This is a genomic window from candidate division KSB1 bacterium (genome assembly GCA_022566355.1).
In the GTDB taxonomy this organism is placed as follows: domain Bacteria; phylum Zhuqueibacterota; class JdFR-76; order JdFR-76; family DREG01; genus JADFJB01.
This window is the reverse complement of the sequence record JADFJB010000048.1, coordinates 1-25,181: the sequence shown is the minus strand read 5'-3', so window position 1 is coordinate 25,181 and position 25,181 is coordinate 1. Positions and strand designations below refer to the sequence as shown.

The window sequence follows — 25,181 nt, the reverse complement described above, 5'->3', positions numbered from 1 at the left end:
TTGTGAGGTATTTCCATTGATAGAACAATGCCGCAAATTATTAATGAGTTTTGTAGTTTTATCATTATTGCTTCCATTGCAAAAAGTCTTCAGCCAGGGTCCCCCCATTCATACCGATACTCCAATTATGCTTGGCTTGGAGGGCGGTGGAATTCGCACATTTGCAAAATTCGTTCGTAAGGCAACTCTTTTACAGGATGGCGAAGAAATTACCGATGATATGAACCGTCGTATCACTATTCGAATTACGCCGGTCGCCATCCCTTACAATTTGTTCAGCGATAGATTTCAGCTGGGTGTTATTCTCCCATTCATGGACATCAGTCTAAAAACGCGTACGCAGGATGTTTCCAGTAGCGGTATAGGCGACGTGCGTTTCTTTGCCAAGTACCTGGTCTATCAGTTCGACCGTAAACAAGAAACAGTTCGTCTAGCCTCGAAAGTTGGGGTTAAATTGGCTTCAGGTGATGAAGAAAAAGCTCCGGCATTGGGCTCCGGGTCGACAGGCTATTTCTTTTCCAGTGTTTTAGGGTGGGTTAAAGGCCGGACTGGTGTCTATCTGGAAGGTATTTACAATCTGAACACTTCTCGAGATCAGGTCGATTTCGGTAACAGCTTTTCATATAATCTGGCTTTTGGCTACAGGCTGTTACCCGTCGTTTATGAGATTTATCCATCGCCCCAGCTAAACGCCTATCTGGAAATCAATGGCACGACGGCCAATAAGAATAAAATAAACGACCAAAGTGTAGACAACTCTGGTGGCACGACAATCTTTCTATCACCAGGCCTGCAATACGTCGGCGGTCGGCGTTGGTTGATTGAAGCGTCGTTCCAATATCCTATCATTAACGAACCTAACGGTATCCAGTTGGCTACCGATTGGAGTCTTTCGCTGGGAACCCGAATTTTGCTATTTTGAAAGGAGCGACAAAAAATGAAATGGCAATCATATTTTATTTATGTCACTATGTTTTCTACGTTAGGACTAATTACTACTGCACAAGCTCAGGTTGAAAAAGCAGATATTCGCGTCGATGGGCTCTCATGTCCTTTCTGCGCCTATGGCCTGGAAAAGAAACTTAAAAAAATTGAAGGTGTGGGGAAAGTAGAAATAAATGTGGATAAAGCTGTGGCAATGCTTGAAAACAAGCAAGGGAAATCCATAGAAGTTGAAGGGATTGAACTTGCCGTAAAGAACGCGGGGTTCACTCCCAAACAACTAACCGTGAGTGTTGTGGGTACCATAAACCAAGCCGATGAGGCTACGGTTCTCTTGGTGAGCGAAGCGGACGAGAAATTTATTCTTCAGGAGAATGAGCAGCTCAAGAACCTGCGCTCGATGGTAAAAGGACCGGAAGATCGTGTTCGGGTGACAGGCATTATCGAGCATGAAACTCCTGAACAGCATCATGCCCATCCTTTTACGCTCACTATCCAAGAATTTGAGGTGATCGAATGAAAACGCCAAGGTGGCTGTTGTTTGTCGTTTTGGCTGTCGTCCAGGTATGGTCAATCGCGTGCACGAAAAAGAATCAAATGGGTGTTGAGTTTGTCAGCCAATGGGGCAGCGAGGGCAGTGCGCCTGGACAATTCAACCAGCCAATCGGGATTGCTCTGGATGTTGCCGGTAATGTCTTTGTTTCGGATGCCGGCAACAATCGTATTCAAAAGTTTACAGCAACAGGCGAATTTATCACCCAATGGGGAACAGCCGGGAGTGATCCGGGAGAATTTGATCGCCCCATGCATCTGGCTGTTCATTCGGGTGGCCGGGTCTACGTGCCGGAATATGGCAATGATCGCGTCCAGGTTTTTGACACTAATGGCATTTATCAATTTTCATGGGGTAAAGGTGGAGAAGGGCCCGGCCAGTTTGACGCGCCGGCGGCAGTGAATTTCGACCGAAGTGGGAATGTGCTGGTGGCTGGTTTTTATAATAACCGAATTCAAATATTTGATACACAAGGCAAATTCATTTCTCAATTCGGCAAAGAAGGCCATGAGTTTGGTCAACTATATTACCCGACAGACGTTATGGTTGACAACAAAGGAAATATTATTATCGCCGATGCTTACAATCACCGGATACAAACATTCAACCCAGATGGAAAAGCCCTACATTCATGGGGCAGTTGGAGCGGAGAAGATAAGCTTCCAGGACAGTTCAATGTTGCCAACGCTGTTGAATTGGATGCTAAAGGACGGATTTATGTGGTAGATTTTTATAATCATCGTATTCAAGTTTTTGATGCGATTGGGAGCTATCTTTATCAATTTGGAGCAAATGGTTCGAATGCAGGCCAATTTGAAAAACCAACGGACATTGCCATTATGAATGGGTTTGCCTATGTGGTAGACTTTGGAAACGACCGAATTCAAAAATTTAAGATTTTAAGAAATTAACGGGATGCTCGGAGTTTCCGATATCAGCATCGTGTTCAGCATGATAGACTAGTCCTCCCCCTGGGGACGCAAACTCTTCCCTGTTTATGGAGGATTTTAACTAAATTTTAGAGAGAACTTCAGGAATTTACTCATTTAATTGACCGTAGTCTCATATCCGCCAGCTGGCGGATAGGTTCGAATCCTACCCCCGCTACAAGCTTAAACTCAATAAAATCAATACCAAGAGTTCGTCATATGGCGAACCTTTTTTACTAGGGGAAGAGATAAATTTAGACATATTGGGTCATTTAATGCACACGATTTTACTTACACTTTTTTTTAACAATTATTAGGGTTATGAATTTATCACCCGGTCAGATAGTCAAGTACATCTTGGGCTGTATAGCTGTGATGGCCCGGTTTGATATATTTTCCGATGGCTGCCAGCCCGTCTCCGGCAGTGACTATCGGTGGTTCTATGTAGCCGTCTTTTCGATGCTGAGGATATCCCGCAGTGGCGGATAGATTGTTGCACAGGCAGTTTTTTCCGACTGTATCCTCCGGTTTCCCCCCTTTTGCCAGGTATTGCTCTACCGGTTCGGCCGGACAGCGGAACCCTACCTTCCCATTCGCTCGTTTGTAGAGATGTCGCAGCATACCAACATCGCACAGCCGGATCCGGTTCTGGCAAATCTTCGGATCTGACAGGGTTCCTTCCAGTTGGACCACTTTGAAGGGGTAGCCGGTTGGGGAGACGATGGGATCGGTGTGCAACTTTATCTCTTGAGCGAGGACTTTTTGGATGATGCGGCTTTTGAGTGTTTCATCCATGGCCGATTCGGCGCAATAAGCAAAAGCTGTGCCTATCTGGATACCGACCGCGCCGGCATCTAGTGCGTACTGCAGTTTCGCTGGGCTGTCGTAGCCGCCGGCCAGCCAAAAGGGCAGACCAAACTGTTTGATTTTGTTTAAGTCTACCACATCTTTCTCCCCGTAGATCGGTTCGCCATCTTCATTCAGGTGTAGCGGCCCTCTGGGGGGAGCATTGTGTCCGCCAGCGGTGGGTGCTTCGATGACAAAGCCGTCTATCTTACCCGTTGCCCGTTTAATCAATGCCTTCGCTAGCACCACCGAGGAGATGATCGGTAGAAAATAGGGGCGGGGCAATCGGCTTATCCTTTCCACGACGCCGGGGAAAATTGCCTGGGGATCAAAGTGAAGGCGATAATCATCCCCTTGATCGGCTCCCTGTATATCGAGCCGGTAGCTAACCGCCTGGTGGCCGGCCAACCTGGCGAGGATGCCGGGAATTTGCACCGGGATGCCGGCTCCCATGATCACGAAGTCTATCTCCGCCAGCATCGCCCCGTAAAGAGAGGCCATTGTTGGCATCTGTACCTTCTCCAACAGGTTGAGCCCCACTGCGTTCTGATGCCCCTCCTTTGCCAGAAATACCTCGACGAAGTTGCTAATGACTGTCAGCTCATAGAGCGATTTGGGTGGTTTGAGGGTCCACATCGGCGGGCGTTTGTAAGGTGGCTGTGGGGTTTTTGGTTCGGGGACATAATATTTATTTAAAATGTGCTTAACCGGCCCTTGAAAGGGAAAATGGCTTAATGCCCGCCGAATATGCCCCTCTTTATCGCCATCCATCAATCGTGCAATCATTACCAGGGCAATCCCTGTCCCCGAAACGACTCCCAGATGCCCCTGCATCGACACTGCTCTGGCCAAATTCCAGTTGGAAATGCCAATGCCCATTCCCCCTTGAATTATCTTCGGTAATTTCATATGTTTTCATTCCTTTCCGATCCTGATTGAATTAGCCTTAATCCTAAAACCGCTTTTATTATTGTTCAATCCTTCTATGTAAAACAGTCAAGTTTATTAGTGGATTTAATCATCACTTTCAAAAGGTAGTGAAAAATTACTTTGCTACATTATTTAGCGAACGCTTTCACTCTGGGCCAAACATAGAGAACGAAGAAAAGAACGGCTACAATTTCCAAAATATGTCCCCATAGGATAAGAGGGGATAAACTGGTTTTAAGATAACCCACCACTGAAATTACAATTCCAACATTAAGCAAAATATATGAAAGCCATGCTGACTGTTCCCTGCCACGATATGGTTTCTTGGGAAAACGAGGAAAAATCCAAAATGCGACTCCAATAGCCAATTGTAAAGTCCAGCCAAATAATAACAATTCAATGTGAACAGGCAAAAACAACCAACTCATTGGAAACAAATAAGTACCTTTTGCTATTAATATGAAGCTGCCAATTGTGAAACCCATTCCAAAATAGATTAATGCTGTGCGGATAAAAAGGAGAGTTAATAGAGGCAACTTAATCTCCTTTGATTCTCAACCAGGTATTAAAGATGTAGAACATTCCCGCTAGCCATTGTAGAACCGCCGATATCAATAACATCCATCCAAACTTATTTTGATAAGTGTGATTTAATGGCTCGCCAATCATCCGGAGAAAAAGACCAACATTCAACAGCCAAAAGCAAGACCAACCCAGTAATAAGCTTCCTCTAGGTTTGTCACGACTAAATCGAGGAAACATCCAATAGGATACTCCAAAAATTAATTGAGTGACCCAGCCAACCATAAAGAGATGAAAATAAACAGGCGTAGCTGCAGATGAGAAGCTAGCAATTTGGATAATTTGCGACTTAATAATAACGCCAATTGAAAGGGCGGTAATTAAGCATATGAACCCGGATTTGATAAACCATCTGGTTAGCTTAGGCATAATGAATTTCTTGTAGAAATGGTGAAAGCTCGAGCATGAAATCTAGTTAAGGTATCCATTACATTCTAAAAATCTTAATGGATTGCATCGGCCGATTCAATGATTTTGGCAACGATTTCCTTGTTATTCACTCCCAGGCCATTTTTTTGGTATGCCAGGACCCCTTCATGGTTGAAAACACTAATGATATTGGAATGGGAAAAATCAATAGGCGATATTTTTTTATACTTGAAACCAAGAACCATTGCAAACTCTCTCACATCTTCCTCCGTTCCATTTAAAAACATCCATTGATCGCCAGCCATTTTATTATCGATTGCGAACTTCTTTAAGCTTTCGGGCGTGTCGTTTTTTGGATCAATGCTGACGAGCAGCAGTTTTACCTTTTCCTTGAATTTTCCAGGAATCTTTGATTCTATACTCCTCATATCTGCGACAAGCCTCGGACAAGACGCTTGACAGGATGTATAGATCATTACCATGACTAAAACATTTCCCCGCAGGTCTTTGAGTTTTATAGACTCATTATCTTGAGTTATCCAGTCGGATGGCAGATGGAAAATAGACAATCCCGGCAAAGGTTCTGCATTTTGATCACTTCCAGTTAAAGAAATTGTTTCATCTTGTTGTTGACTGCATGACAATAACAGCAATGTGACTCCAATTAAAATAGTGAATTTCATAATTTTTCCTTTGTTCATTTAATATCCCTGACACATCGAAAACCAAGGTTTTTTACACCATAATTAGCCTTGAGGCTGCCACGAAATGCAAACCTCAAGAATGCGGCATAGTTCATCAAATCGGTAGCGCCAACCGCTCCTCCTGCGCAGAATAGCTTTCTGTCCAAATCCACATCTCCGCGGGATTCTCCTGTAATCAATACCGAGTTAAAATCGATGGTCCACTCCCAAACCAGGCCATGAAGATCATAAACTCCCCAATAATTTTTAAATGTTTGGCCAATAGCATTTCCAAATGTCTTAGGCGTTTCGTACCAGTTCAAAATATACTGGTTATAAGAGCTATCGATTCTTGCATCCGGCCTGGTTTGACTGGCCATCGCTGAGTATTCCCATTCATCAATTGTTGGCAAACGCTTTCCCTGGCATTCGCAATACTTCCTGGCAGCAAACCACGATACCGAAGTGACAGGCGCATTTAGATTCAGAAGCCAACTGATCGACGTGTCGCTTTCCCATTCAGCAAGATAATTATCGTCAGCGAACAACGGAATTACTTTGGATCTTTGCCATTCGGAGAACTTAAGGACAAACTGTAAAAACTGTTCATTTGTGACCGGATAAACATCCATCAGAAAATCTTCAATCTCAACTTTCAGTGTATCTCTACCATAGAGCGGCACGAATACACCCCCCTTTATATGGGCCATTTTATCCGTCTGGCCGAGAATAGGGTCCATAGGGTTAAGGAGCAACAAGAAAAATATCACATACTGAGACTGCTTCATTGTAAATTTATTTTCTTAACTTGTTTACTATTTGTGGAGTAATTTCTTTTTTATTATTATTCCAGCTGTTGTAAACATAGGTCAACACATTAGCCACTTCTTCATCTGTTAAAACTAGCTTAGGCATAATGCTATCGTAGTCCAAACCATTGACTGTGATTTTTCCAGAAAGTCCGTTTAGTATCGTACTAATAGCCCTGTTGGTATCCGCATTTAAATAGTCAGATTGAGCCAGCGGTGGGAATGCATTGATGATTCCTTCTCCATTGGCCTGGTGACATGCAAAACATGTGCGGTCATAAACCTGCTTACCAAACTGTATCCTTTCGAACAAGGATCTTGCTTTTACTGCCTCAACGGTTTGCGCAGTTTCCGGCATTACCTGAACGGCGCCTCCTTCAGGCAGGTATATTCCTTCCTGTTGTGTTCCGGAATAGATGGTTTTATTTTCTTCTCCACTCACTTTTAGCATTGCCAGCGCTCCCTTGTTAAAAGCCCTGAAAATGGAGTGATCCACTATAATAAATGTTCCAGGAACATCTACTTTAAATTCAACAATTGCCGATCCTCCTGCCGGAATCAATGTGGTTTGCACATTTTTATTGATTGCGCTGCCGCCTTCAATATTTACTCTATCAAAAATTTCCCCAATCACATGAAATGAGGATACCAGGTTAGGACCGCCATTGCCGACGAATAATCTCACCGTTTCTCCCACATTTGCACTAATGGCGTTATCTCCGGTCATGGACCCGACCTTTCCGTTGAAAACCACATAATCCGGGGTTTCCATAATCGCTTTTTTCATATCAAAAGGCTGGAGCCCGGTTTTTCCATAAGCGCCCCTGGTATAAAAATCTCCTTGCATTAGGTAATATTCCTTATCAACCGGTGTCAGCCCGCCATCCGGTTCAACCAATATTAAACCGTACATGCCGTTAGCAATGTGCATACCTACAGGGGCTGTTGCGCAGTGATAAACATACAACCCGGGATTGATTACTTTAAAGGAAAACATGATTTCATGACCAGGCGCCACAAATGAAGATGTCGCACCGCCTCCAGGTCCGGTTACAGCATGCAAATCAATATTATGGGGTAATTTGTTATCGGGATGATTTCTTAAATGAAATTCGACCTCGTCGCCAAGCCTGGTTCGGATAAAACTTCCGGGAACGCTGCCGCCAAAAGTCCAATAAATATAGGTCACACCGTCCATCATTTCGGACTCTTTTTCCACCACTTCCATGTTCACGATTAATTTCATCGGCGCCCGATTACCAACCGGTTTGGGGACCGCCGGAGGACTGGTCAATTCCGCTTCCATTTCACCGGAAATCGATAATGTGGCGGGATCAATTTTGTTTTGATTATCACATCCAAAAAACGTTGCAACCATTACAATGATTACCCATGTAAATATCTTTTTCATCATAATTCCTTTCATCAGTTCAATTCCATTAAAATACAGTTATTCGTTTCAATTTAGAATAGCAACTTAACTAAAAATTCTTCACCAGTCATGATTCCGAAGATATTTATCTACCGGGTTGATTTCCATTATTAATCAGTTTTTTTACACGTCTTAGCAATTCATCCTCTTCGATTGGCTTATCCAAAATTTCGTTGTAGCCATTTTCAAGCAGTTGAGCATATAATTGCTTATTCCCATACCCGGTTATGATTAATACGGGGATGCCATAGCTGAACTCTTGCAGTTTTTCGATCAACTTTAATCCAGTTAACATTGGCATTTGTATATCAGTTATAATCAGGTCGATTGGTGAGCAAGTTTTTAATTCGTTGGAAAGTACCTTCAAGGCTTCATACCCGTTTTTCGCAACGCTGACTTGATAATTGGCAGCCTCTAATATAAATTCCATTGAACGAAGTGTGTTTTGTTCGTCATCAACCACAAGGATATGTTTTTGTTTCATGCAATCAAATCTCTGCTTTCTTTCCATATTAGGTTTTTTCACCATCAATTAGCTTGCAAAATTGGCGCAACCGATTATGGCTGCGCCAATTTACAGACGTCTTAGCAATTGACTTTAATTCTTGCTAGAACCCGATTGCAGCTTCAGCCAAGAACCCTTTAAAATTTCCCTCGCTGTAAATACTATTTTTCGCAAAGTCATTGTAGGATTGGTTGACGTATTCAATTTTAGCAACTACGTTGTCAGTGAGGAACCATCCAAAGGTCATTTGAATTCTATCGATGGAAACTTCATTTGGATCCGCATTAGCTAATTTACCACTTGCACTATTATATCTAATGCCACCGTACCATTGTTCAAAGTTTCCAAACCGATAGATAACCTCTCCTGCCACTTGCTTCCAGGTTCGTGTTTCTGAAGAGTTCTTAAAATCTCCACCCTGTGAATTTTCATAGGTGCCAAAAAACTCTAATCCTTTGTATTTAATGAAAGGATTGATCATAATTGCAGTCAATTTGTCCGAGAAATTGGGATTCCATCTTCCGGATCTGAAGTTATCTGAAGTTGCGGTAATGCCTTTCATTACGCTATAGTATCGTGAGCCAGCCCGGTCAGCGCTGTAAAGATAAATACTCCTGGCTTTACCAATGGAATAAATAGAACCCGTGAGTCTTACCCGCAAGTTTGGATTTGTTTGTTTATCAAAACCGAGTTTTCCAATAAATGCCAGGTCAGTTGCTCCCGGGTTCTCAACATCCTGATTCAGTTTGCCGTTGGAAAAACCAATCATGCCGATGAAACCATTTTTTTTCAAATAGGCTTCCGCTCCGACCTCGGTGGTAAATGAGTCCATAATGTAATTGCCAATAAATGGGTTGTGCAAACTCATTGCATTGTCAGACCTTCTGAAATGTGCATCGCCGTAGTTGTTCTCCATATGGCCAATTTTGAGAGTGATCATATCCATCACATTGTCAAGGAATCCCTCTCTAACAAAGTCCAATCTGTCAACCTGTAAGTATCCGCTTTTTACATACGGTTCGTGATGGTGTCTTGAAGACAGGTATGTCCTCAAGTGCATTCTTAAGCCATTGTGGAGTTGGATATCCAAATCAAAATTTGCGGTCGCCAGGTTAAAATTGCTTCCTAATTCCTTTAATTCATTAACGTTCACACCGCTTCCGTTATCAAAAAACAATGCGGAATTGCTGTGATTTATGCCTTGATATTGAAGCGTAGACGAACCACCCAGGATCACTTTCAATTTAGTAAAACCGATTGAATTATCCTTTGTCGTCTCGAAGACATTCAACCCACGCTTATCTGAGGGCTTGAAATACTGCATTTCCCTGTTCTGGCTAACTTGGGCAACAGCCGGCGATAAAAAAAATACAGTTAGCAAAACAGAAACTGTGAATAATTTTATTAAGGTTTTCATGAAACCTCCTATTTTGGGATTATGGTTATTAGTTTATTGTTTCCATTACAATCGAAGTTCGTTGAATTCAAAGAACGTTGGGTTAGAATTTGATTTGAATTTCTCAATTCGTTAATTGAGATATTAGACTGATTGGCTGTGCCATCAATTTGGTTGGCCATAGCCTTAATATCAAAGCGAACAAATAATTCAGGTTTTGCCTTTATTAACCCGAAAAAGGCTGAGGGTGGTTTGATGTTAAAGTCATACATAGAAATTGGAATAGCTCCAATAACCTGGTATTTACCATTAGAGAGTGGTCGAATCTTGATGACCATCTCAATTTCCTTCCTCATTCCTGCAATGGTTAGATTGCCGTGGGTATTTACTTGAAACCATTCACTGGAAGTATCAGGAGATGCAATCAATTGCGATTTGATTAATTCATATTTTATGGTTGGGTTTTGCTTTTCATTCAGGGCTTTATACATATCCTTGTTCATCTTTTTTTTCCCGCAATCGAAACTTTGAACAGGAATAAAGAAATAAACAGAAGTATTGCTTTGAACGTCGTCAAAATTGTTTACAGGTAAAAGAAAACTCTCAGGGCCAAAGTAGGCATAGCCTTTTAATGATTCTGATTCGCAACTGAACTTGTTAATATTGGATTTACCTTCCAGCCAAAGACGGCTTTTCGGCAAACTGGTATAGGGGCCTAAGCTTATAACCTGGGAAAATAGGGCGCTTACTTGCAAAGAAGTAATTATGAGTGAGAGTAAAACGCTTCTTATCTTATTCAGATTTTTCATGGTTTGGATGATTTGATGATTAATTTTTCAGTTAAAGAAATTTCCGATTTTACTTATTTCATAACGGTTGTTTGGAATCAAAACTAATTCAAAGTAAACTGTGATTTCATTCCCAGTTTTAATCGTACCCAAGAACATAGTTGGCGGTTTTATATTGAAATCAGTCATTAACAATTTTTTATTTCCGCTAAATTTAATATTACCACTCTCCGATTGGCTTCCGGTTACCTCCATCTCAATATTTTTTTCAACTCCTGAAACCTTCAAAATTCCTATTGTTTTAATCAGTAATTGATTATTTTCAGCATCCGGTAATCTGATTAATTCAGCGCTGGTTAATTCATATAGAATTTCAGAGAACTGGTCAGCCTTCAATGATTTCCACATCTTTTTGTCCATTTTGTTTTTACCGCTTTTGATGCTTAAGACGGGTATATGCACGACACCGGAAATTATTTCGTCGTTAATCCCGGTTGCGAAGGAACTTAAGATTGACTTCTTCATCATCAATGACCCCGTTACCTCATTTGCAACGCATTTATAATCATGTAATGTTGAAGTACCTTCAAACCATAACTTACTTTCTGAACTAATAATGAATTTGTAGTCTGATATTTCTTGAGCTTGTACTGAAAAGAAGGATGCACTTATTATTAAAAAAATCATTCGAACAATTTTTATAGATTTCATTTTAGTTTCCTCATGTTTGATCATAATTCGTTTTGTTTATCAATTAAATTGGCAATGAATATGCCAAAAGTTATCAGTCTAATATCTGTTGACTTTAGTTGTTTAATATCAAGTAGTTAAGAGGACATTCTCCTGTGGAGACAGCATTAAGATGGATGCCACGTAATTGAGGAAAATTTGTCGTTAGAGTTGCGCTAACTTATGGAAATTTAGCAGGTTGCTGCAGAGCTAGGTTTTGAATAGGATGGATAAAATGTGGCATGGTATTGCCGTGTTACTGCATGCTTTTTCAAATGATTTAGGGTGTGGGTACGAGAAGAAGAGTTGATGGAGTACCAGTGCTAATTACACAAACAAAGAAGATTCGTCAGAAGAATTTGTGGCTACCTTATTTTTGGAGAATCTCAACCTTAAACAGACTTTGCCCACAACTGCGCAAACACGAATCAAGCAGAGGGTTGGGAGAAATATTAAGAAAACGGCCGGTTAAAGGCATATACCACCAATAGATTCACCTTCCTAAGTAAATAAAAAAAATGGTCAGACCAGGCGCTGCTACCTGGGTGTCAAGCATTTTATCTATTAGCCTGCTGAGATTCGAAATCAAAATTGGCGCTAGAGGTTGCTGTTAAAGCAAAACATTACAAACGACATAGATGGCAATGGCTCAAAAACATATCCTCGTTGTGGGATGATGACCAACATGCTCAAACACGTTAGAGTTCATCCTGGAAGTGGCCAAGTAAAGTATAAGGGTTAGTCTGGTCAATAAAAGGAAGTAGGGCATTTGAACCATCGCTTGAATTGCTCCCACCATTAGCAAGTTTTAAAGGGTGCCACTTTTCGTCCTAATCCCCTGGCTACCGACTAAGGCTAACTCCTTAATTTTAAATAGTATAATATGCCACTGCTAATTCATTCCTTTAATTTGATTGCACCCATCATGCCTTTATTAGACCACCTATTGTAGACATAAGTTACTGTAATTTAAAAGCTTATTTTTGGAACCGGTTTTTTGGCAGATTTTTTGCCTAAGTTATTAAGAAGAAAGCCTAGATCAAACTCTTGGTGAAGTCCATTCAGGTTTTTGTAATAAAGGAGAATAGAAAATGTCCGAGAAAAAGAAAAAATACCTGATCGTCACACCAAGTATAAGCGAGTTTTTAGAGATAATAAGAGATTTTATAAAAAAAATAGCCAGTAATGTTGGATTTATTGAGGAGGACGTCTATAAAATCCAACTCTCCGTGGATGAGGCATGTACTAATGTAATTAACCACGCTTATGATGAAATAACACGAAGCGTTATGCGAGTTGAGGTGAAAGTAGATGAAGAAAAGATGGATGTTTCGGTTATCGATTATGGAAGGGGATTCGAGCCAAATATTATTAAATCTCCGAATATGAGGGAATATTTAAAGGAATATAAAAGAGGCGGGTTAGGAATTCATTTGATTAAAAAGTTAATGGATGAAGTCAAGTTTTCGGATACCCCATTTAAGAAGAATCAAATAACTATGACAATATATCGAACACCTAAAAAAAAGAAATATAATTCAAGAGTGGAAAATGGAACCAGCACTGAATAAAATTTGTGCACTTATGTCAGGATAAATGAATCACGTAATTTGTTTTGTTAATGCTGAATCAAATTACACTAATATCAAAGAACCATAATGAGGTAACAATTATGAACAAATTCCTAAATTACAAAAACCAGCAAAAATAAAGGAGTTAATCATGTTAATCAAAAAAATCTTAGTTCCGGTAGACTTTAGTGAATTTTCAGATCATGCAGTTGATCATGCGTTATTTATTGCTGAAAAAAATAATTCTCATGTCACACTATTTCATACAATTGTGCTATTCCAGAAAAGCTTTAATGAAGTAGCCCCTCTTCGTCAATACGAGAATTTTGTTAAGAAAAAAGAAGAGGAAACCTTCAGGTATTTACAGTTACATAATGAAAAAGCACTAAAAAAAGGGATTACTATAGATTCACAAGTTACACCAGGTTTTTCTGCTGCAGATGCAATTTTAGATTATATAAACGACAATGACTTTGATGTCGTGATTATGGGTACCCATGGTCGAACTGGTTTAAAAAAATGGTTTTATGGCAGTGTAGCTGAAAAGGTGGTATGCCTTTCTCCAATTCCAGTTTTAACTACCATGAAACCCTTAAGAAAGTTTGCAATCGGGAAAACATTAATTCCAATGGATTTCTCCGACTACTCTAAACAAGCTGCAGAAAGGGCAATAGCACTTGGCCAAGAGTTTGGTTCACAGCTTGTGTTCATGCATGTAACGAGTATTTTTAAAATTGATTCAGAGTTACCAAAGCGATCAGAGGAGAAATTAAGAGAATTCACCGATGTCTCGGATGAAAATGCCACCTATGTTATAAAGCAAGGTCGGGCACATCATGAAATTGTGAAATATGCAAATGACAATGGCGTTGACTTGATTATAATGGCAACACGTGGATTAAGTGGGTTGGATCATATCTTATTTGGCAGTACTACGGAACGCGTTGTTCGACTGGCAAACTGTCCAGTTTTGACTTTGGAACGAGAGGACAGTTGATAATTATTTACAATTTAATCCAAACGACATTACACAATATGTCACAATTAAAACTAAACGAAATGAGATAATCAAATGATACATAATACATTTTCAAGAAAACGGTTTTTAGTCAAAAGATTTATTTCTCCATTGACCTCATTAAAAACTCCGGTAAGAGAAATAAACAAAACTTATCATAAAAACTTGAAATTCAGTCTTATAATCAGTGTCATGGTTTTTGTGGTCCTCCTTCAAGCTACTCCAAAAAAATTGCAAATTGGCTATGGATTACCGGATGTCCAACAAATTGAATTAATTGCTGATGATATTACACCACCCACCAATGCTTTGGATATGCTGAAAGTCATACGCGATATGTAGTGATGAAATTCAAAATCAGTTTTCTAGTACTAAGCGCCTTGCGAACGAGATAACCTGTTGTTCAAAGCCCTTCTGGTCAATCCTAACATTTCTGCAGCGATACTTTGGTTACCATTCGCTCGGCCTAAGGCTTCCTGTATTAGCATTTTTTCGACCCCTTTTAATGTTGGTAACAGTTCGGAAAATTTGATTTGATTATCATCTTCAAACCCAACCTCATTTTCTTGTACTAGCTCGAAATCCGGAAGGCTGAGTTTGATCTTTTCTCTAAATGAATCCATGGATAAGATGCCAGACTTGTGCTGACTGATGGCATCATATATCATGCCTTCTAATTCACGGATGTTTCCGGGAAAAGGATAATTTCTAAGCAAAATTGCCAATTCCTTTGGCGGAGTTGGTTGCTTTTTACCTAACTCTTTTGCCGCTTTTGCGATGAAATGATCTACCAATAATGGGATATCATTTTTTCTTTCTCGGAGAATGGGCACGTTTATGTGGTGTGCTTGTAATCTATAGAACAGGTCCTTCCTGAATTTACCTTGTTTTTGCATGGAATCAATATCAGCATTGGTTGCAATAACAAATCTGGCATTCGTCAATTTAGATATATCAGAACCGATGGGATAATACTTCCCCTCTTGCAATAATCTTAACAGCTTTACTTGTGATTCAAAACTCAAATCGCCAATCTCATCCAAAAATAACGTACCATTACTCGCCTGTTCAATTAAACCCTTTCGATCTCGATCGGCTCCGGTAAACCCGCCTTTTTTATGACCGAACAGTGTGTCAGAAAATAAATTATCATCGACCCCCGCTACATTTATTGGTACAAATTCTCCATTACGCCCACTAATTCGATGGATGGCCCTGGCAATAAGTTCTTTCCCAACTCCTGTATCTCCTGTTATCAAAACTGGAAGCGACGTACTTCCGATAGCTTCAACATACTGAAAAATAGACCTCATATTCTCACTATCAGTAATGATATCTGAAAAGGCATCCGGACTATCCAGCCGGTCAGATAAAAGATATTCTTTCAGTTTGAGATTTTCTTCACGTACCTCGGTAAATTCAATGGCTCGTTTCAACGTTGTTACCAACCTTGTTTCATCCACGGGTTTAAGCAAATAATCAATTGCGCCATTTTTCATACATTCAACGGCTGTTTCAACCTCATTTACCGCAGTAACCATGATAACAGAAATGTTCGGAAATTCTTGATGAATCTCTTTGAGTAGTTCATCCCCAGTTTTATGAGGCATCGTAATATCTAAAAGGATTACAGATATTTCCTGTTCTGAAAGGATAGACATAACCTCGAGGCTGTTATAACTTTGCAAAACATTCGTAACACCATTTGCATTCAGCGCCATTTCTGCACTCAAAAGAAATTGTTGTTCATCGTCAACTAACAAAACTGGCAGTTTTGGATATATTGATTCATTCATTTTATGCTCTCTTATTTGGTGATTTGATTCACCGGAATGATCAGCTTTATTGACGTTCCATTTCCAACTTCAGACTTTATTTTCATTTCACCCCCATGATCTTTCATGATATTATATGAAATGGACAAGCCTAACCCGGTTCCCCCGGCTTCTCTCTTTGTCGTAAAAAAAGGATCCATAATTCGTTCGAGATTTTCTTTCGAAATCCCTGTCCCTTCATCTCGAACTTCCAATTCAATAATAGAATCATCTTTGTAATAATTTGTGGAGACGGTAATTCCTTTCTTTTTGGTGGCTAGAGCCTGACAAGAATTTGTAATCAGGTTGATAACCACCTGTTCAAGGTTTTGAAAATTTCCCTTTATCGAGGGCAATTTATCGTCATATTTTACTGAAAAATGAGCAGTAGATTTGTTAATCAAATTATTGATAATTACAATAGCAGAATCGACAACCTTATTCAAATCAACTTCTTCATCTAAATCCCCCCTGTTTTCCTGGGAAAATTCTTTTAAATTCCGGACTATCTTTTGAATTCGTTTCGAGCCTTCAGCAATTCCATCAATTAAACCACCTATCTTTTCACGGGCTTTTGAATAAGGCATTCCTGAGATGATAAAGTCGCCATTTTTATCAAAGTAATCATTAAGAATGGGTAAAGTGTCCTTCCAAACTTTTGTCAGAATATTCCCATTCAACAAGATAAAATTATTAGGATTATTGATTTCATGCGCCACCCCGGAAACCAAAATGCCCAGTGTAGCCATTTTATCGGCCTGGATGAGTTTACGCTGATGATTTTTAGTCTCTTCCTCGGCCCTTTTTTTGTCAGTAATATCCTCACCAGAGCTTAGTGTTCCTGTGATTTTGCCTTGATCATCTTTTAACAAAGTATTGTGCCAGGCGATAATTCTTTCTACCCCATTTTTTGTGATGATTGGATTTTCAAAATATTCAACCGGCTCAATATTGTTTGCCATTAATTCCGAAAAAACCGATTTCACTTCATTTCGAATTGTCTGCGGCAAAAATGTATCGAACCAATTTTTATTTACAATTTCGTTTTCTTTACATTCTAATAATTCGCAACCTTTTTTGTTGATGAGAGTTACTTTGCCTTCAAGATCTAAACCCAGGAACATAACTTTTGCTATATCCAAATATTGTTGAGCTCTATCTCTTTCAATCTTTATCAACTCTTCTGCTTTTTTGCGTTTGGTTATATCAATAATAAATGCCACTGCCAGTACTTCAGTATCTGTTCTTATTGAACTTAAACTTATCTCAACTGGAAATCGCTCTCCATTTTTTCGGGATGCAATAAGATCAAGCCCCTGGCCCATTGGACGAGAAATCGGTGATTGAAAATAACCAGTCCTATGGTTCTCATGAATATTTTTCAGCTCTTCGGGAAGTAAAATATCTACCGATTTACCTAATAATTCATGCATCGGATAACCAAACAATTCTGTGGCGCTTTTGTTAGAAAATTCAATAGTACCTTTTGAATTTACAATTATAATACTTTCAGTTGCTTGCTCAAGAATTGCCTGGGTTAAGCTGCTATTTATTTTCAACAATACCTCTAGAAATAAAAGTCGTAAATCTGTAAAAATTATTCATTAAATCTATTAACCATATTACTTATTGATCAAACAAAACCCTCCTTAAATAATAATATTTCATTATTTTCAAGAAATAAATCTCAATTACCTGATTTATTCATAATCTTCGATTGCGCTCGAATTAGAAAGAGAGATGAAACACGCGGCAGAGTAGAATGATCCGACGAGTGAGTCTCAATAAAATTAGATCATAAGGTTCGCTTTCGGTGTCAAAGGATTTATCAAGCATTGGCATAGCAAAGCTGAGGAAATCGTAAAAAGGGGTGCCACTTTTTTTCCTTAAGGGATCAGTTTTAACAAAAACGTGGCACGCCTTTCAAAGTTTCTTTTCGCCGATTAGCCATATCTAAGGCTTTATAATTTAAAAGGTTACATCTGTAAGTATGATGTGGGCACGATTCTTGGACAATGTAATGTAAAATATTATTAGAGAACCATAAATTATTAACCAGTAACTAATAAAAATGAAGGATGAATTGTGATGCGAAGATTAAATCTTTTAATTGTTGGCTTTTTCATAATTCTTTTCGTGCTTTCCACATTTCATGCCTCAAGTTCCGAAGCACCTCAAGGAGAAAAATCCAAATGGGTTGCACCAACTTGGGCGGACACACTTAAGAATTCTTTTGAAAAAGATCCTGCAGCATGGAAGGAAGGGAAAAAAATATATTCTCAACTATGTTTTGTTTGCCACGGGAATAAGGGAAAGGGAGATGGCATAGCAGGTGGTAGCTTAAAACCGCGGCCAACTGATTTAACGTCCGAACAATTCCAGAAACAATCCGATGGGGCAATTTTCTGGAAGATAACTGCGGGCAATCCGCCAATGGCATCTTATAAGGAAGTTTTATCTGAAGAAAAGCGATGGCAGTTAGTCAATTTTATACGTGAATTGGGGAAGAAATAAGAATTGTTTTCTTAACTTTTAAGGAGTCTAAAATGAAGAGATTAATCTTACTGTCGTTGTCATTTTTTATGTTCCCTATTTGTTTACTATATGCACAAGAAGAAGATACGGATCAACTAAAACCGGGTAGGAGCCTGTTTCTTCTTCGAGGATATGCACACTCCGGTTTGGAAATCTACAAAGAAAATTCTTCATTTGTAGGTGGAAGTTTTAACCCGATATTTCTCTGGCATCAGTCGGATCGCTTATTATTTGAAGCTGAACTGGAGATAGAATTGGAAGGTGGAGAAACCAAGATCGGATTGGAATATGCCAATATGTCTTACATACTCAGCAATCGAGTTACATTTAGATTCGGTTTGTTTCTTTTGCCCTTTGGGATTTTTAGCGAGCGTCTTCATCCTCGGTGGATTCTTCGGTTGCCCTCAGCTCCATTGGGTTTTCTCCATCACAATAAGGTCGGTCCTGCAAGCGGTCTTGGCATCGAAGTTCGAGGAGTTTTGCCATTGTCTGACGCAAAAATGAATTATGCTTTCTACGCTATTAACGGACCGGTTCTGAATAATGGCCTTGATGAACCAGAAGAAGCAGGTTTATTGCATTATGACAATTTTGAAGACAACAACAAAAACAAGGGATTTGGAGGTAGGGTAGGGTTGCTGCCTTTTAGCGACTCATCCTTAGAGCTAGGCGGTTCGGCTCAGTATGCCAAGGTAGGTGATACCGAATCTGAGTTTGAAAATATTGCTGCTTTCATGTATGCAGTTGATTTGTCCCTTACAAAAAATATTGGCTTTTTAAAAGGGGTGGTTGATATAAAGGCACAATGGAACTGGATCAATGTTGATAATGCAAATTATTTAGCCAATGGAGAACACGATGATGAGGGCGAAGAGCATCTCGATGAACATGAGGATGGTCTTGCCCAAGAATACACATTTGACAATAAAAGTCAAGCTTATTTTGGTAGGATTTCGTTTAGACCTTCATTTGTGGGTAACAGTTTTCTAAGAAATTTAGAATTTGTTGGAAGACATTCAGCCACAAAACTTCCAGCAGGTGCTCTATGGGGGAAAGACGAAAGACGACTGACTATTGGGGTAAATTATTGGTTGGATTGGCGAACTGTTTTGAAGGTTGCTTATCAATTTGTTAGTGACAGTCCTCATGAAGAAAACGAACATGGAGACCAACACTCCAACGGAGGTGGAAATGGTTGGCTTATTCATTGGGCTTTTGGTTTTTAATAATAACAAAAAATGGAGAATTGGAAATGAAATCTTTGAGTATTTGGATGATATTGTTGGGTGTGATTATGGGCATTTCTACTTTAATGATTATTGGTTGTGCAACCGGTGGTAAGCCCTCATTCTCTTCGGAGAAAACTGGCGCTCAATTATGGGGTGAGAACTGCGTTCGTTGTCATAACGCCCCTTCTCCGGCAGCGTTTAGTGACGTTCAATGGGAAACTATCTCGATGCATATGCGGGTACGTGCAAATTTGTCTGGTGAGGATATCAAGAAAATGGTTGAATTCTTACAAATGGCAAATTGATGCTTTCGGAACGGCGTTTCCCTCTATGGTTTCAGCAGCAAACACTATTTTAAGTACAGCTACAAGGCTGCCTTACCTGAATTTTTGAATATTTTAAAATTCAGTAACTATTACCATTCCGTTTTTTCTTTACTAACAGATTTGGACTACCAACTAACTTAACGGCTAGGGCTGTTTCTGATTTTACCTAGTCGGAATTTTGTTGGTATTATCTTATTCTTATTAGTTTAAATTAAAAAAGGAAAGGTTCCTCTCAATTTAATATTTTTTTAAATAGAAACAAAAAAAACAAAAAAATATATGCTCTCGCCGTAACTGAAATATCATTGTGCCCGAGCAACTCTTTAATTGTTACTAAATCACAACCATTGTAAAGCATGTTTGTGGCAAAAGTATGGCGCAGAATATGAGCAGTTATTTTTTTTATTAGTTCCAGCATTTCGTGAATAGCGCTTAAAAAACCTCCAAATATCTGGTCGATTTAATCTGGCTGTATCTGGATCTGTGATAAAAAGAGCATTACAATCATCATTTCTGGGTTCAAGATATTTATTAATCCACCATTTTTAAGAAAAGTCAGAAATACATACAAAACTTTATAATATTTTCTTTCCACTTATGAAAAGAATTAATACTTTAATAAAAAACATTAGTACATCATTTTTAAAAAACAATCACAAATGACCGTTCTAATTTCCTGGATTATTTTTGCACTTTACATATTGTCCTGCTCTTTTTACTGGCAAGGATTTTCTCGAAATCGGACAACCAATTATCATTGGGCACAACGAGTTTTGGTTTTGACTTTGGTTTGTCATTTGGGGTTAATTTGTTTCTTAACTTTTGAGTACGGTAGAATCCCAATAGCTAATTTAAGCGAAGCTTTGAGTACCTTTGTATGGTTAACTAGTTGTATTTATATAGTATTAGAATGGCGATTAAAAAATTACTCAATGGGCGCCTTTATCTTAACGGTCTTATCAATTTTGATGGCAATAGGGATAATTACTTTTCAGAATAACGAAGCAATACCAGAAGTTTTAAAAGATGTTAAATTTGAAGCGCATGTCATAGCTCTTTTAATTTCTTATGGTTCCTTTTCTATTTCTTTCATAGCTAGTTTGTTGCATACGTTGTTAGATCGGGAAATTCAAAAACGAAGATTTCGCCTTTTTTACAGCCGCTTGCCTTCATTGCCCTTTTTTCAGCGAATTAGTAACTTTGCTATTGATATCGGATTAGCCTTTGCAACCATTGGCATCGGGTTAGGTATTCTCCAAGCCATGACAATTTGGGAAAAATCTTTCTTAACAGATCCCAAATTTCTTACTGCTGCATTAACATGGCTAATTTATTGTTTCCATTTTCTAGGGAGAAGATTTGCAGGTTGGGGGGCGCAGCGTTCAGCAACCATTTCCTTAATAGGATTTAGCTTGCTGCTCTTTTCATTTCTAATAATTTCCTTGTTTTTCACCAGTTTACATAATTTCACTGGTTAAAGGAAATGACATGAATTTAACTATTTATCAATATGAATTTTCGGATAATAATATTTTCAAATCCGGTATCCGTTTAGAGGAAATTCCCCCAAAAATTGCTGCCAAGTTTGATTTTAAAGAATGGTTATTCCTGGTTGATGGAAATTCTATTGAACTGATTGTGGTTAGCGAGGGGAAACAAGATCCGGAACTTATAAAGACGGCTTTTTTTAATAAAAAGACTATTTCTGAACTTCAAACAACATTTAAAAACGTCTTAACTGGCCAGAGCGCAAGTTACCGATTCCTCCAAATTGCGACGGGAATTAGTGATTCGAAAAGCGGTGGAATTAATTTATTACAGAAATTGCAAGAAGCATACGTAAAAGCTGTTGATCGGGCACAAATTGGTCCATTCATACATTACCTATTTCAAAGAGGAATATGGTTACATGAAAAAGTAAGACAGGAAACTGAATATTTTCGCTTCGCTGTTCAAATCGAGAATGTTTTTAGAGAACTTGCCAATAAGATTCTAGGATCGCTTAATGCGTCAACTATTTATATAAATGGGTATCATCCTATTCTTCCTATTGTTTTAGAAGATTTAAAAAATGATGGATGTCACCAATTTATTTTCTTTGAAAATAATAAACATCAAAATCCTGGCTTAATTGGTCGATTTTCCGGCGTTGTCCAGCCACATCAAGCCATTGTTAAATCTTCTACCGGAGCGGAGATATTACTTATATTCGCTTCAGATGACCAAAATATTCTTTATGATATACTCATCCAAAAAGCGGATAAAAAACCAAAGACACTTCTATTGATTTTTAACTATGCGGGTCTTAATCTTCCAGTAGATAAGATAAAAAAAATCTCAAATTTTTATTTATACGGCCGTGAAGATCTTGAATATTTAGTAAAACATAATCGGGAACAGCAATTATCGATTACAAAAGAAATCTCAAGATGGATTCTAAAACAGGCTGACGAATTTAGCAACTGGATGAATAGTGCCGATTATTTCCAATTCATGGGGATTATTGGTTCAAGCCATAAAATGCAGAGAATATTCGAATTGGTTTCGCGAATTTCACGAACTGATATTACTGTTCTAATTGATGGAGAAAGTGGTACGGGGAAAGAAATGGTTGCAAGGGCTATCCATCAATTAAGCGCTCGTTCTAACCAACCTTTTTTAGTGATCAATTGTGGGGCTATTCCGGAAAACTTGCTAGAAAGCGAGTTCTTTGGGCATACACGCGGTGCTTTTACCGGTGCAGTTTCTGCTAAAAAAGGTCTTTTCGAAGTAGCAAACGGAGGTACAATTTTACTTGATGAAATTGCCGAACTTCCTATTCAATTACAAGTTAAGCTCCTAAGAGCACTTCAAGACGGCGAAATTAAACCAATTGGCAGCAATAATACTTTTAAAGTAAATATTCGGATTTTGACTGCAACAAATAAAGATCTCTCCTCAATGGTAGAAAAAGGTCAGTTTAGAAGTGATCTTTTCTATCGTATAAATGTAATCCGATTAACGATACCACCTTTGCGAGAAAGATCTGATGATATACCTCATCTGGCTCATCATTTTTTAAAAAAGTTTTCTCATAAGCAGAAAAAAGAAGTCAAATATATTTCAGACCAAACAATGGATATTTTAATGAAACACCAATGGCCGGGAAATGTGAGAGAATTAGAAAACGTGATCGAACATTCGGTCGCTTTGGCAATTAGTAAATCAATATCTTTATATAATCTTCCTCAAGACTTACAAAAATTAAATGGAAAACTACAACTCTCCGATTCAAAAAATCCAACCACTTTAAAAGAAATTGAAAAGAATTATATTCAGGAAATTCTTCGGGCAAATAGTTGGAATTACGATATAGCTTGCAAACAATTGGGTATTGGGCGAACTACCTTATGGCGAAAATTAAGAGAATATAAAATAACTAAATCTTCCTAAAAAATTCTACCCATACCAAATATTATCCATTCGATAATTCTGATTTTTCAAATAGAAAAGATGAATTATTCTATTGAAACCGGAATTAAGTGGCACTTTGCAAAGCTTATGGATTTGTTGGGTAACATTTTTTGTATCTTTTTAAAAAAATGACCCATCAACTAAAATGGCTGTTGGTTTTAGATTAGGCCCAAACTCTTTTTATTGTCTTTAGATTTCATCATTTAAAACTCTTATAAATGAAAACCCCTGGGCTCGGCACCTTCGGAATAGTTTGAAGGCACTTACTGCCAGGGGTTGGATTTATACTTAGATATTTATCGAAGCGGAATTTTTGCAGTCCGTACTATTTTTCCATCTCCAACATCAGTCCAGGCGATTACAATTTCCTGGGAGTTTCTTTTCATAATGGGAAAGCCGCTTGACCGGCTCGAGCTTGTTTGTTCGATGGTTATGGGTTGTTCCAGATTGCCGTATGAATCGACTTTCCGAATTTGTATATCCGCATATTCTCCCCTGTTTTCTACCCAACTGACCAGCGTGGAATTATCCGGTAAAACAATTACATCAACCCGGCCTACCGGTTTGCCGTCATCGATTTGAATGGGATCTCCAAAGGTTTTACCGCCATCGCTGGAAAGGATTACTTTCACCTTAGGTGAATCATTTGCTGCCGTAAACCAGGCAACCGCAACCATGTTGCCATTAGAATCCACTGCGGGGCCATTGACCGGGCAGCCGACGATTTTCCAATTATCCGGATGAAGATTTTGCGGTTCCGTCCATTTGCCGGATTCGAATCGCACGAAAGATATATCCCGGATTTCCTCTTCGGAGCGATCCCGGTACACGACAATAGATCCGTCAGGTGTCAATGCGGCCGAAGTCTGGCAGCAATCACAAATGCGCGAGTCGAGTTCCTGTTCATCATAAAGACTGCCATCCTTGCCGATTGCAGCAAAACGGATCGTCATTTCTTTTTCTGAAGAACCATGGCCGTCGTGACCGCCGATCACCGGATCGCCCCGGCGGACAAGTTCTTATCGGTCGTGGCTTCAGCGATGGATCTTGCAGAGAACTTGCGAGGGCTCGTAACGATCGGAATCACACCGACCCGGCCGGAGACAGGGTACGGCTACATCGAGCGCGGCGACCCCGTCGGGCAGGGATTCCTCGTCGTTCGATTCACTGAAAAGCCCGACGCGGAGACCGCAGCGCGCTTCGTTAACAGCGGTCAGTACTACTGGAACTCCGGTATGTTCTTCTGGACTGTGCAGGCTTTCATCGACCAGCTCGAAGAGGCCGGAGTCGTTACGCGAGAGTTCGTCAAGCAGCTTGCGTCCGCGATTTCTAGCGAGAGCGAAGAGGCCGCAGGGCTGTTCTCACAGGTCAAGTCCGAATCGATCGACTACGCGCTGATGGAGCGGTCGGAACGCGTGTACGTCGTGGAGTCCACATTCGAGTGGGACGACCTCGGAGCTTGGGACGCGCTGACAAGAAGTTTGCCACTCGACGACTCGGAAAACGCCATCGTCGGTGCGGCGAGAGTCGTCGAGTCAACGGGTTGCGCGGTGTACAACGAAATGGAAGGCGTCGAAATCTGCCTATTGGGCTGCGACGACCTGGCAGTGGTCGCTGCGAACGGCAAGATCCTGGTCGTCCCAAAATCAAGGGCGCAGGATGTGCGTAAGTTAGTAGAGAAAACTTAGACTCAGCCGCCGATGTGGCTGGCGATTACCGCTTCGACATCACCTGACTCGAAG

26 protein-coding genes are annotated in these 25,181 nt (G+C 39.7%); 12 read left to right on the top strand and 14 right to left on the bottom strand.

What is annotated here, in order from left to right:
- Nucleotides 1-16 precede the first annotated feature (16 nt).
- Genes IIC38_10185 through IIC38_10175 form a run of 3 tightly spaced genes read left to right on the top strand, consistent with a single transcriptional unit; the run spans nucleotide 17 to nucleotide 2,406 of the window.
- On the top strand, nucleotides 17-922 hold the full coding sequence (locus IIC38_10185) for a transporter (GenBank protein MCH8126320.1): 906 nt from the start codon (nucleotides 17-19) through the stop codon (nucleotides 920-922).
- A gap of 48 nt (nucleotides 923-970) precedes the next feature.
- The gene (locus IIC38_10180) at nucleotides 971-1,462 is read left to right on the top strand and encodes a heavy-metal-associated domain-containing protein (protein ID MCH8126319.1); all 492 of its coding nucleotides are present in this window, start codon (nucleotides 971-973) and stop codon (nucleotides 1,460-1,462) included.
- Complete coding sequence (locus IIC38_10175) at nucleotides 1,459-2,406, top strand: 6-bladed beta-propeller (protein ID MCH8126318.1); 948 nt, start codon at nucleotides 1,459-1,461, stop codon at nucleotides 2,404-2,406. Before IIC38_10180 ends, IIC38_10175 begins: the two co-directional genes overlap by 4 nt.
- A 348-nt stretch (nucleotides 2,407-2,754) precedes the next feature.
- On the opposite strand, the gene IIC38_10170 is transcribed toward IIC38_10175, so the two are convergent.
- The 10 genes from IIC38_10170 to IIC38_10125 form a co-directional block, all read right to left on the bottom strand.
- Complete coding sequence (locus IIC38_10170) at nucleotides 2,755-4,179, bottom strand: nitronate monooxygenase (protein ID MCH8126317.1); 1,425 nt, start codon at nucleotides 4,177-4,179, stop codon at nucleotides 2,755-2,757.
- A 149-nt stretch (nucleotides 4,180-4,328) separates the two neighbouring features.
- Nucleotides 4,329-4,736, bottom strand: coding sequence for a hypothetical protein (locus IIC38_10165; protein ID MCH8126316.1), 408 nt, complete (start codon nucleotides 4,734-4,736; stop codon nucleotides 4,329-4,331).
- A 1-nt stretch (nucleotide 4,737) separates the two neighbouring features.
- Nucleotides 4,738-5,151 carry a cbb3-type cytochrome c oxidase subunit I gene (locus IIC38_10160; protein MCH8126315.1) on the bottom strand — a complete coding sequence of 138 codons (414 nt, stop codon included), beginning with the start codon at nucleotides 5,149-5,151 and terminating at the stop codon, nucleotides 4,738-4,740.
- A 74-nt stretch (nucleotides 5,152-5,225) separates the two neighbouring features.
- Nucleotides 5,226-5,834, bottom strand: coding sequence for an SCO family protein (locus IIC38_10155; GenBank protein MCH8126314.1), 609 nt, complete (start codon nucleotides 5,832-5,834; stop codon nucleotides 5,226-5,228).
- 14 nt (nucleotides 5,835-5,848) lie between these two features.
- Nucleotides 5,849-6,622 carry a formylglycine-generating enzyme family protein gene (locus IIC38_10150; protein ID MCH8126313.1) on the bottom strand — a complete coding sequence of 258 codons (774 nt, stop codon included), beginning with the start codon at nucleotides 6,620-6,622 and terminating at the stop codon, nucleotides 5,849-5,851.
- A 7-nt stretch (nucleotides 6,623-6,629) separates the two neighbouring features.
- Nucleotides 6,630-8,054, bottom strand: coding sequence for a nitrite reductase, copper-containing (gene nirK / locus IIC38_10145; protein ID MCH8126312.1), 1,425 nt, complete (start codon nucleotides 8,052-8,054; stop codon nucleotides 6,630-6,632).
- 106 nt (nucleotides 8,055-8,160) lie between these two features.
- Entirely contained in the window at nucleotides 8,161-8,559 is a 399-nt protein-coding gene (locus tag IIC38_10140; GenBank protein ID MCH8126311.1) for a response regulator, read from the bottom strand.
- A gap of 124 nt (nucleotides 8,560-8,683) precedes the next feature.
- Nucleotides 8,684-9,997, bottom strand: coding sequence for a hypothetical protein (locus IIC38_10135; protein MCH8126310.1), 1,314 nt, complete (start codon nucleotides 9,995-9,997; stop codon nucleotides 8,684-8,686).
- 8 nt (nucleotides 9,998-10,005) lie between these two features.
- Entirely contained in the window at nucleotides 10,006-10,785 is a 780-nt protein-coding gene (locus IIC38_10130) for a YceI family protein (GenBank protein MCH8126309.1), read from the bottom strand.
- A gap of 27 nt (nucleotides 10,786-10,812) precedes the next feature.
- Nucleotides 10,813-11,475 (bottom strand): YceI family protein, encoded by a 663-nt coding sequence (locus tag IIC38_10125; protein MCH8126308.1) that lies wholly within the window; start codon nucleotides 11,473-11,475, stop codon nucleotides 10,813-10,815.
- Nucleotides 11,476-12,584: 1,109 nt separating this feature from the next.
- On the opposite strand from IIC38_10125, the gene IIC38_10120 reads away from it, so the two are divergent.
- From IIC38_10120 to IIC38_10110, 3 genes are all read left to right on the top strand, one after another.
- Complete coding sequence (locus IIC38_10120; GenBank protein ID MCH8126307.1) at nucleotides 12,585-13,064, top strand: ATP-binding protein; 480 nt, start codon at nucleotides 12,585-12,587, stop codon at nucleotides 13,062-13,064.
- A gap of 151 nt (nucleotides 13,065-13,215) precedes the next feature.
- On the top strand, nucleotides 13,216-14,061 hold the full coding sequence (locus IIC38_10115; protein ID MCH8126306.1) for a universal stress protein: 846 nt from the start codon (nucleotides 13,216-13,218) through the stop codon (nucleotides 14,059-14,061).
- A gap of 75 nt (nucleotides 14,062-14,136) precedes the next feature.
- A complete protein-coding gene (locus tag IIC38_10110) occupies nucleotides 14,137-14,424 on the top strand; it encodes a hypothetical protein (GenBank protein MCH8126305.1) in 288 nt (95 codons plus the stop codon).
- 29 nt (nucleotides 14,425-14,453) lie between these two features.
- Here the strand turns inward: IIC38_10110 and IIC38_10105 are convergent, their stop codons facing one another.
- Both IIC38_10105 and IIC38_10100 read right to left on the bottom strand, forming a co-directional pair.
- Complete coding sequence (locus IIC38_10105) at nucleotides 14,454-15,878, bottom strand: sigma-54-dependent Fis family transcriptional regulator (protein ID MCH8126304.1); 1,425 nt, start codon at nucleotides 15,876-15,878, stop codon at nucleotides 14,454-14,456.
- Nucleotides 15,879-15,889: 11 nt separating this feature from the next.
- On the bottom strand, nucleotides 15,890-17,455 hold the full coding sequence (locus IIC38_10100) for a PAS domain S-box protein (protein MCH8126303.1): 1,566 nt from the start codon (nucleotides 17,453-17,455) through the stop codon (nucleotides 15,890-15,892).
- A gap of 529 nt (nucleotides 17,456-17,984) precedes the next feature.
- Between IIC38_10100 and IIC38_10095 the strand changes: the two genes are divergently transcribed.
- From IIC38_10095 to IIC38_10085, 3 genes are all read left to right on the top strand, one after another.
- Nucleotides 17,985-18,410 carry a cytochrome c gene (locus tag IIC38_10095; GenBank protein ID MCH8126302.1) on the top strand — a complete coding sequence of 142 codons (426 nt, stop codon included), beginning with the start codon at nucleotides 17,985-17,987 and terminating at the stop codon, nucleotides 18,408-18,410.
- Between the two features lie 32 nt (nucleotides 18,411-18,442).
- Nucleotides 18,443-19,657, top strand: coding sequence for a hypothetical protein (locus tag IIC38_10090; GenBank protein ID MCH8126301.1), 1,215 nt, complete (start codon nucleotides 18,443-18,445; stop codon nucleotides 19,655-19,657).
- A gap of 62 nt (nucleotides 19,658-19,719) precedes the next feature.
- Complete coding sequence (locus tag IIC38_10085) at nucleotides 19,720-19,965, top strand: cytochrome c (protein MCH8126300.1); 246 nt, start codon at nucleotides 19,720-19,722, stop codon at nucleotides 19,963-19,965.
- A 253-nt stretch (nucleotides 19,966-20,218) separates the two neighbouring features.
- Here the strand turns inward: IIC38_10085 and IIC38_10080 are convergent, their stop codons facing one another.
- On the bottom strand, nucleotides 20,219-20,404 hold the full coding sequence (locus IIC38_10080) for a tyrosine-type recombinase/integrase (GenBank protein ID MCH8126299.1): 186 nt from the start codon (nucleotides 20,402-20,404) through the stop codon (nucleotides 20,219-20,221).
- Nucleotides 20,405-20,765: 361 nt separating this feature from the next.
- Between IIC38_10080 and ccsA the strand changes: the two genes are divergently transcribed.
- Both ccsA and IIC38_10070 read left to right on the top strand, forming a co-directional pair.
- On the top strand, nucleotides 20,766-21,464 hold the full coding sequence (gene ccsA, locus IIC38_10075; protein MCH8126298.1) for a cytochrome c biogenesis protein CcsA: 699 nt from the start codon (nucleotides 20,766-20,768) through the stop codon (nucleotides 21,462-21,464).
- A gap of 346 nt (nucleotides 21,465-21,810) precedes the next feature.
- Nucleotides 21,811-23,418, top strand: coding sequence for a sigma 54-interacting transcriptional regulator (locus tag IIC38_10070; protein MCH8126297.1), 1,608 nt, complete (start codon nucleotides 21,811-21,813; stop codon nucleotides 23,416-23,418).
- Nucleotides 23,419-23,735: 317 nt separating this feature from the next.
- Here IIC38_10070 and IIC38_10065 read toward each other — a convergent pair whose 3' ends face one another.
- Nucleotides 23,736-24,434, bottom strand: a complete 699-nt coding sequence (locus IIC38_10065; GenBank protein MCH8126296.1) for an exo-alpha-sialidase — start codon at nucleotides 24,432-24,434, stop codon at nucleotides 23,736-23,738.
- Between IIC38_10065 and IIC38_10060 the strand changes: the two genes are divergently transcribed.
- The gene (locus IIC38_10060; GenBank protein ID MCH8126295.1) at nucleotides 24,411-25,127 is read left to right on the top strand and encodes a mannose-1-phosphate guanylyltransferase; all 717 of its coding nucleotides are present in this window, start codon (nucleotides 24,411-24,413) and stop codon (nucleotides 25,125-25,127) included. The genes IIC38_10065 and IIC38_10060 overlap by 24 nt on opposite strands.
- Nucleotides 25,128-25,181 lie beyond the last annotated feature (54 nt).